Consider the following 8214-nt stretch of genomic DNA (forward strand, 5'->3'; position numbering starts at 1 on the left):
GCCAGGTGCAGGGCGGTGGTGCGGCGCGCGGTGGGCCCGGTCTGCGGGTCGGTGAGTGCGGTGCGCAGTTCGGTGTCGGTGACGGTGGGGACGACGAGTTGGTAGTCGGCCAGGACGCCGTCGTCGATGGCGTCGGCGTGGGAGTAGGTGTGCAGGCGGGGGCCGAAGACCTTCGGCTGATCCATGGTCGCCAGCAGGGACGGGTCGTCCCAGGCGGGAGCGGTGGCGGTGGTGCGTTTGGGCTGCGGCCTGGTGGTAGGCGGCTCGGTCAGGCGGGGGGCTTCCCACACGTACGGGGTGGCGGTGAGGTAGAGGCGGCGCTCGGCAGGGACGCGCTCGTTGTCGTGGAGCGCCGTCCAGTTCTTTTCCCAGGTGCCGGCCGTGGCGTGGGCTTCGTCCACGATCAGCAGGCCGAAGACGGGGGCGGGGAAGACCGTGGAGTGCTGGGCCTCTTCGATCTTGGACAGCGAGTCGTAGGTGAAGAACACGGTCGCTTTGGGGTGCCGGGCGAGCCAGTAGGCCAGGTACTCCCCCGCGTTGGCCGAGCCGACCCCGGCCTCGGCCAGGAGCGGATGGGACTCGGCACGCAGCGAGGAGACAGTGATCATCGGCTCACGGCGGCCGTCCGCGCGGGCAGCCGCCGCCCACTGCGCGACCAGGTCCAGGCTGGGTACCGCCACCCCCAGATGGCGCACGCCGAGTTCCTCGGCGACACGCAAGGCGAAGAGAGTCTTGCCGGTACCGCAGGCCGAGACGACGTGCCCGCGGGTACGCGGGCGACTCAAGTGACGGACCGCACTGGTGAGGCCCTCCCGCTGGTCCGTGCGCAGGACCAGACGACCGGTGTGTCCTGTGGCGGTGGGGCTGGCGGTCATCGCACGGTTCCTCGGCATATGTGAGGGGCTGGCTCGTGTACATTCTCGCGCACGGCGAGGGTGCGACGCGGTATCTCTGTCCTGGCAGGGGCGTCTCCTGCCAGGCCGAAGACGGACGTGGCCTCGTGGTAGGAACGCAAAAGAGGCCCGGATCGTGTCGATCCGGGCCTTCGCGATCAGTAGCGGGGACAGGATTTGAACCTGCGACCTCTGGGTTATGAGCCCAGCGAGCTACCGAGCTGCTCCACCCCGCGCCGTTGTGTTCCCCACCGTACGCCATCACAGCGGGCGCCGAAGACCACCCTTCCGGCGCGGAGCTCTATGCGGCGAAGCCTACGTTGGTGACGTACTCGTACTGGCCCCACTGCGAGCCGAGGTCGATGATCGTGTCCTGCCAGGCCGCGTCGAGGCCCTGGCGGTCGCCGGCCGCCCAGGAACCGACGATACGGTCCCAGCGGCGCACGTTCATCGTCCGGTACTCCACCACCCGCCGCAGCGGCTGCGGCACCTGGGACTGGTCGAGCGGGTGGATTTCCACTCTCGTACCGCGTCCGTCGCGGCTCAGGCGCTTGAGGAGATGACGGGCGACGTTGTGGCGGCGCACCGTGCGGTACGCCTGGTCGATCCGTTCCAGGTTGGCCCTGGAAGGGCGGCGCCTGCCCTCCAGCCAGGTCTTCAGTGTCCGGGGGGTCACCGTGAGTCCGGCGTCCCGCGCGGCCTTCAGGGTCTGGGCCGATTTCGTCAGGTAGTGCAGACGCGCCATCCAACCACGCTGGACGGTCACGGGAGTCACGATGCCACCCGCCAGTTCGTCGAGCTTGCGCGCGACGGCGTCGCTGCCCTTGATGCCCCGGGCGCCGAACCTCCCGAAGTCGATGTTCCTCTCCGGCACTACTCCTCCTCGCCTGCAATGGCGGTGTACTCGCCGGCGTCGGTTCCGGCGGTGTACGTGTCCTTCACCTTGACCTCCGTAACACCGCGGCCCTCGGCGAAGACACGGCGCCAGTCACCGATGACGTGGAGTTCGTCGGTGCCCATCGCCCGGACTACAGCCAGGCCCTCGTCATGGGCCCTGAGTGCCTTGAGCCACAGGTTGGCGAAGGCCTGGCTGCGGATGAGGTGCATCCAGTCCGGCCGGTAGAGCTCCCGGTTGTAGTTCGACTCCCCCATCGTGGAGACGAACTTCGAGTACATCGCTTTCACGTATTCCAGCGTCACCGTATCGCCCTGCTCGATCGCCGTGTCGCGGGCGTCCTTCAGCGCGATGCGGAACTTCTCCAGCAGGTTCTCCGTGGCTCCGGAGGTGTACGACTCGTGGATCTGCGGAGGCGCGCACAGTTGGTGCTTCGGACCGGACAGGCGCAGCAGGAGGCGGAGCGTCGGTTCGGTGACCCACAGGGGGCCGGGTTCGTCTCTTTGGCCGATCGGGTGGGGCAGCACCGCTTCGTGGTCCCACTCGGGCGGGGTGATCAGGTGGACTCCTGAGCGGCGGCGGTCGTGGGCCAGGCCGGTGGAGTGCTCGAGCTGGCCCAGGGGGAGGTGGGTTTTGAGGGCGGAGAGGTAGGCGCCGTTGATGTCGAGCGCGGTCACCTCGTGTCGGCCGGGCGGGAGTTCACGGCGGGTCCATTTGGGGCGGGCTTCCCAGATCTGGTCGGCGCCGCGCGCGGTCTGTTTCTTGAGGATGTCGGGGATCCAGGGGTGCGCGATCACGTCGTAGCGGGCGCCCTTGCGGGTGGCGTCCAGCAGTCGCATCGCGTCCGGGATCGCCTTCTTCAACAGCGCCGCCGTTGCTGCGTCGGCGTCACCCTGGTGCTCGGTGAGCGTGTCCCGCACGGCCTCATGGATCAGGTCGACCGGGCCGGACGGCTCCTGGAAGGCGCGCCGGGCCGGTGGCGTGGAGCGCACAGGGTGGCTGCCGCGTGAGGTGTGTGACGCGTGCCGGTCCGGCTGCGAGGGGTTCGGGGGCTGTGGTGTTGCGGGTTCGGGTTGCGGCCGGGTGTCCAGGGCTCCGGTGGCGGTGGGCCGACAGTCGGCCGGGGCCAGATGTTGAGCGAACCCCGCCACGCGTTGTGCGGCCGGATGGCCGCACAACACACAGGGCTCGGGTACGACGAGCGGCTCTACGTCGTCCCCGTCCTCGTCCTGCCCGGGATCCGGCGAAGAGGAGGGAGTGACGGTCGCGGCCGTGTCTGACGCGAGGGGCTGCTCCGCAGCCAGCGCCGCCTCGGTCCCGGTGGCGGTCCCGGCGGCGGTCTCGGTTGCGAGCTTGGTGTTCAGTCCGTCCAGCAGGTACGCGTACTTGGTGCGGATCTCGCCGGCCGGGTCGCGGCCGTTTTCCCAGCCGCTGAGGGTGGACGGGCTCACGCCGAGCGCGCGTGCCACCTGCGCCTTGGACAGCCGGGCCCGCTCCCGCAGCTCGCGGCGCACCTGGCAGGGCGGGAGTTCGGCTTCCGGGCCGACGGCGTCAAGCAGCGAATCGATCGCGTCGAAGTCGCTCACCGGCTCGCCCCCTTCGCTTCGGTCCGGGCGGAACGGCGCCTGTCGGTGGGCAGCGCCTCGCACGCTCTGGTCGGACCCGCCAGCAGGTCCAGCACGCCGATGCCATAGTGCTCGGCCAGGACATCGACGTCCCGCAAGCTCCAGGAAACAACTCCCGCCTGTCGACGCGACACCTGTGTCTGCGTCAGCCCCAGCACCCCCGCAACCGACCGCTGCGACTCACCCGTCACCTGCATCAACGCAGCCACCGTCAGCCGCAACAACTCCTCCAAGCCCAATCCCATACCGCCATACTATTCGCATCCATGCAACTCCCGCATATAAATCAGTCTTCTGTCATCGATAATGCGGTAAAGCTTTCAATATCTCGCCAGGAGCTTGAAGATTCCTTCACCTGGCACGACTCCCCCACAACACGAAGGCCACCGTCCGAAGCACCCACGCCCCGCCCCCGCGACGGGATCAGACGGTGAGGACCAGCTTGCCCTGGAGGTGACCGGCGTCGAGGAGGCGGTGTGCGTCGGTGACGCGCTCGAAAGGGAACGTCTCCTGCGCATGGACCCGGAGCTTGCCCTGTTCGACGAGTTCGACCAGACCTCGCAGGGCGACCGGATCGGGGTCGACCGCGATGCCGCTGAAGCGCATGCCGACCGCCTTGTACCTGGCAGCGAGCGCCGCGTTCTCCTCGGCAGCCGCCGTCACCAGGTGACCGCCCGGGCGCAGCACTTCGAGTGAGCGTTCGGCGGTGTCGCCGCCGATCGTGTCGAGCACGACGTCGACGTCGCGGACCGCCTCCGTGAAGTCGACCGTCGTGTAGTCGATCACCTGTCCGCGCCGAGTTCCTCGACGAACCTCCGTTTGCTCCCGCCGGCCGCGGCGATCACGTGCGCGCCGAGCGCCTTCGCGATCTGGACCGCGATGTGGCCGACCCCGTCGCCACCGCCATGGATCAGGACGGGACTTCGGCCGCCGTCCCTCGTAGCAGCCCGCCGGAGCGACGGCGGGCGACAGACGGCGGGCGACAGAGGCAAAGGGAGCCACTCATTCCGATGGGGAGAGATTTCGGTTTCCAGTGGCCGGGGGCAACGCCCCGGCGCCCGTGACGATCCTGCTCGTCGAGGACGACGAGGTGATCCGCAGGTCGCTCACCATGGCACTGGAACGCTACGGCTACCGTGTCACCCCGCCGGTGACGGCCTGACCGGACTCGAACTGTTCCGGGAAGACCACCACGACATGCTGTTGCCGGACGTGACGCTGCCTGCCCTGGACAGCATCGGGCTGTGCCGCCGGATCAGGGAGACCAGCATGGACCCCATCTTGATCAGCAGAGGATCTCGACGTGAATGATCTACGTTTCCGCCTCGCCGGGGCGGCCGACCTCACCACTCTCGTCCGGCTGCGTGACGACGCCGCCCGCTGGATGCTCGGCCAGGGCGTCACCGGCCAGTGGCAGCCCGGTCAGCTCGGTGAGGATCACTTCCGCAGGACCCTGGCCAGTGGTGAGGTCTGGCTCGCCGACGTCGACGGCCGGTTGGCCGGGGCATGGGAGCTGTGGTGGGACGACGAGGATGCCTGGGGGCCGCAGCCAGCGGTGGCCGGCTACGTGCACCGGCTGATGGTGGACCGAGGCAACGCCCGGCCGGGGACGGGACGTTTGCTGCTGCGTGCCGCGGAGCGGCGTATCGCAGCGACGGGGCGGGCATTCGCGCGGCTGGACTGCTGGGCCGGCAACCCGCGGCTCAACTCCTACTACCTGGACGCCGGCTACCGGATCGTCGGGCACAAGGCGGGCAAACCACAGCCGGACGGCGCATCCAAGTCGTTCACCCTCCTGGAGAAGACCTGCGGACCGGCCGCGGGGGCTCAACGCCTGTAGCCGAAGGGGTCCCTTCCTGGATTCGACGAGGAGGCGGCGCCTGTGCGTCGCGCCGTGTGAACGTGGCACGGTAGGTGCTGGGTGGGAGTCCGGTGCGTCCTGTCAGGTGCCGGCGCAGTGAGTCGGTGGTCGCGAGGCCGCTGAGGCGGGCGACCTGGTCCATTGGCAGGTCTGTGGTCTCCAGCAGTTCCTGTGCCCGGTTGACCCTCTGATGGAGCAGCCATTGCAAGGGGCTGAGGCCGGTCTCCGCGTGGAATCTGCGCGTCAGCGTGCGGACGCTCGTACGGGCATGGGCGGCGAGCGCGGCGCGTGTGAGCGGTTCGTGCAGTCTGTCGAGTGCCCATGCGCGGGTCCCTGCCAGTGAGGTGCCGTTCTCGGGCGGCAGCGGTGCTTCGATGAACTGGGCCTGTCCGCCGGGGCGTACGGGTGCCGCCACGACCAGACGGGCCACGGTGTTGGCCGCCGCGGCGCCGTAGTCGGCCCGCACCAGGTGCAGGCACAGGTCGATGCCGGCGGACAGTCCGGCGGAGGTCAGGACGTTGCCGTCGTCGACGTACAACACGTCGGGGCGCAGGTCGACTTCGGGGAAGCGGCTGCGGAACTCGTCGGACTTGGCCCAGTAGGTGGTGGCGCTGCGGCCGTCGAGCAGTCCTGCCTGAGCGAGGACGAACGCCCCGGTGCAGATCGAGGCGACGCGCCTGCCTTCGGCCGACGCACGCCGCAGCAGTTCCAGTACGCGGGGGTCGACGTCCTCTCGGGCGCCGGTTCCGGTGACGATGAGGGTGTCGGCGTCGGCGGCCGTCTCCAGCCCGTCCGGGACGGCGACCTCCAGGCTGCCGCTGACGGCGAGAGGGCCGGGCCGGGCGGTGCAGACGCGCACCTGGTAACCGGGGCGGCCGTCCACGGACACTTCGCCGAGCACCAGTTCGGGGATGGCCAGGTCGAATGTGGTGGCCGGGGGTACGGCGATGACGGCGACTCGATGCATGGCCCGAACCTCCGGGTGTTTGGCATTCAGGCCACTATTTTACGGATCACTCCGCACGGCAGAGTGGTGAGGGCGGCGGGTTCGACAGTCCGGCCCGCTCCATCTCCACGTCCACCTCTATGGCCAGGAGCGAACTCGTGTCCTTGTATCTCGTCGTCGGTGCCGGAGCCACTGGATCGGCCACGGCCCGTCTGCTGGCCGACTCCGGCGAGCAGGTCCGGATCGTCACCCGCCGGGGCAGCGGGCCGGTGCATCCGCGGATCGAACGTGTCGCCGCCGATGCCACTGACACCGCCCGGCTTGTCGAACTGGCCACCGGGGCGGCCGTCCTGTTCAACTGCGCCATGCCGCCGTACGACCGCTGGCCGGCCGAATTCCCGCCCCTGGCCGCCGCGCTGCTGGCCACCGCCGAACGCACCGGAGCGGACTACGTCATGCTCGGCAACACCTACGGATACGGGCCGATCGACGGTCCCGCCACTGAGGACCTGCCCATGGCACCCACCAGTCGGAAGGGAATCGTCCGGGCACGGATGTGGCACGACGCCCGTGCCGCCCACACCGAGGGCCGGGTGCGGGTCACCGAGATCCGGGCCGGCGACTATCTCGGCGCCGGCGCGTACTCGCCGTTCACTCTGCTGGTGGGGGCACCGGTGCTGGCCGGCTCGCCCGTCTCGTACCCCGGCGACCTCGACGCACCGCACAGCTGGTCCTACACCGTGGACGTGGCGCGTACCCTCGTCGCCGCCGCCCGCCACGACGAATCCTGGGGCCGGGCCTGGCACGTGCCGTCCGTGTCCGAGGCGCCAGTGCGCGAGCTCGCCGCCCTCCTCGCCGAGGCGGCCGGAGCGCCGGCCCCGCAGCTGCGCCACATGACGATCCAGGAACTTCAGGACATCGGTCGCGCCGATTCCGTCATGGCGGAGTTTCCCGAAATGCTGTACCTGTACGACCGGCCCAGCATCCTCGACTCGTCGTCAACCGCGAAGACCCTGGATCTCACTCCTGCTCCGCTCGGCGTCGTCCTGGAAGAGATGGCCGCAGATCATGCTCCGCCCGCGCCCTGACGGCCGGTCCGACCGGGCGCCGACCGCGCCATGATGCGTGCGCAGGGCTCCAAATCAGAGAGCCCGCAGGGCAGTTGCTTCCGGATGTCGTTCGCTGGTTGTCGAGGCCTCACAGGTCAGGAGGCACTCAGAGGGCCGTTCGTGAAGTGATGGACGACCTCGACAAGTACCGTCAGCTCCTGTGGAAGCGCGGCATCAAGCCGGCCATCGCCCGACGCGGAGTTCCACACGGCACCGACCTCGACTCGGTCCGCTGGACCGCGTCGGCAGCCCCCTTTCAGTGCGACGTACTGGACGCGGCCACGAGGATGTCCGTCACTCCTGGGCATGACGCGGTGGCCAGGAGGCACGCCTGTGCGGGAACCGGGCCCGGCCGTACGAGTCGGCACGCTCCTGGTCGACGATGTTGGGCAGTTCGCCGCCGTGCAGGGTGGTACCTGCTGTCCTCTGTCCTCGGGCGACTTCTCCGGCCAGGGCGAGTCGTCCTCCTCCGTGAACGCTTCCTCTTCCAGGCGCCCATGGGGCGATGTCGTACCCCGCCACGCGCTCGACACCACGGAATCAGGAGTAACAGCCGCACGCTGGGTAACGGATACTGCCGCCATTCCCAGGTTTCGGTGCGGTTTCCGTTGCGTTCGGGCGGAGAAGTGATGGTCAAGACTTGTACATGAACGCTTGTGGGCCTTTACGGTGGCGGCGGATCATTGGCCGGATCCCGCCCGTACCACGAGCACGCAGGAGCACCGGTGGCCGCTGGTCAAATAACTTCCGAGCCGGCCGACACGCCGGCAGCAGCCCAGGCGGAGCGGCAGAAGCTGCGCAAGCACTTCGGCCGCTTCGACATCCTTTTCTTCCTCCTCTGCACCATCGTCGGGGTGGACACCATCGGCACCGTGGCCTCGTCCG

General features: G+C 69.2%; 7 protein-coding genes, 1 tRNA gene and 2 pseudogenes. 3 read left to right on the forward strand and 7 right to left on the reverse strand.

The features are described from left to right. The 6 genes and pseudogenes from AOK08_RS24210 to AOK08_RS24235 all read right to left on the reverse strand — a co-directional run. Positions 1-875 (reverse strand): DEAD/DEAH box helicase family protein (locus AOK08_RS24210; RefSeq protein ID WP_198539362.1); only part of this gene is annotated, 875 nt, incomplete at its 3' end. A 180-nt stretch (positions 876-1055) separates the two neighbouring features. Continuing rightward, positions 1056-1129, reverse strand: a tRNA-Met gene (locus tag AOK08_RS24215). Between the two features lie 65 nt (positions 1130-1194). Then, entirely contained in the window at positions 1195-1767 is a 573-nt protein-coding gene (locus tag AOK08_RS24220; protein WP_055529754.1) for a hypothetical protein, read from the reverse strand. Beyond that, complete coding sequence (locus tag AOK08_RS24225; RefSeq protein WP_055529756.1) at positions 1767-3374, reverse strand: helix-turn-helix domain-containing protein; 1608 nt, start codon at positions 3372-3374, stop codon at positions 1767-1769. Before AOK08_RS24225 ends, AOK08_RS24220 begins: the two co-directional genes overlap by 1 nt. Next, complete coding sequence (locus AOK08_RS24230; RefSeq protein ID WP_055529758.1) at positions 3371-3658, reverse strand: acyltransferase; 288 nt, start codon at positions 3656-3658, stop codon at positions 3371-3373. Before AOK08_RS24230 ends, AOK08_RS24225 begins: the two co-directional genes overlap by 4 nt. A 178-nt stretch (positions 3659-3836) precedes the next feature. Then, positions 3837-4330 (reverse strand): annotated as a pseudogene (locus AOK08_RS24235) (zinc-binding dehydrogenase); the annotation flags it as partial. 143 nt (positions 4331-4473) lie between these two features. Here AOK08_RS24235 and AOK08_RS43590 point away from each other — a divergent pair. Together AOK08_RS43590 and AOK08_RS24240 are read left to right on the forward strand one after the other, a co-directional pair. After that, positions 4474-4700: pseudogene (locus AOK08_RS43590) on the forward strand (response regulator transcription factor); the annotation flags it as partial. 16 nt (positions 4701-4716) lie between these two features. Then, positions 4717-5253: a GNAT family N-acetyltransferase gene (locus AOK08_RS24240; protein WP_055529760.1), complete on the forward strand. Its 537-nt coding sequence runs from the start codon at positions 4717-4719 to the stop codon at positions 5251-5253. On the opposite strand, the gene AOK08_RS24245 is transcribed toward AOK08_RS24240, so the two are convergent. Beyond that, positions 5201-6241 carry a GlxA family transcriptional regulator gene (locus tag AOK08_RS24245; RefSeq protein ID WP_079054240.1) on the reverse strand — a complete coding sequence of 347 codons (1041 nt, stop codon included), beginning with the start codon at positions 6239-6241 and terminating at the stop codon, positions 5201-5203. The genes AOK08_RS24240 and AOK08_RS24245 overlap by 53 nt on opposite strands. A gap of 137 nt (positions 6242-6378) precedes the next feature. Here AOK08_RS24245 and AOK08_RS24250 point away from each other — a divergent pair, with 137 nt between their 5' ends. After that, the gene (locus tag AOK08_RS24250; RefSeq protein ID WP_055529761.1) at positions 6379-7308 is read left to right on the forward strand and encodes an NAD-dependent epimerase/dehydratase family protein; all 930 of its coding nucleotides are present in this window, start codon (positions 6379-6381) and stop codon (positions 7306-7308) included. Positions 7309-8214 lie beyond the last annotated feature (906 nt).

It is taken from the genome of Streptomyces graminilatus (assembly GCF_001418565.1).
Taxonomy (GTDB): domain Bacteria; phylum Actinomycetota; class Actinomycetes; order Streptomycetales; family Streptomycetaceae; genus Streptomyces; species Streptomyces graminilatus.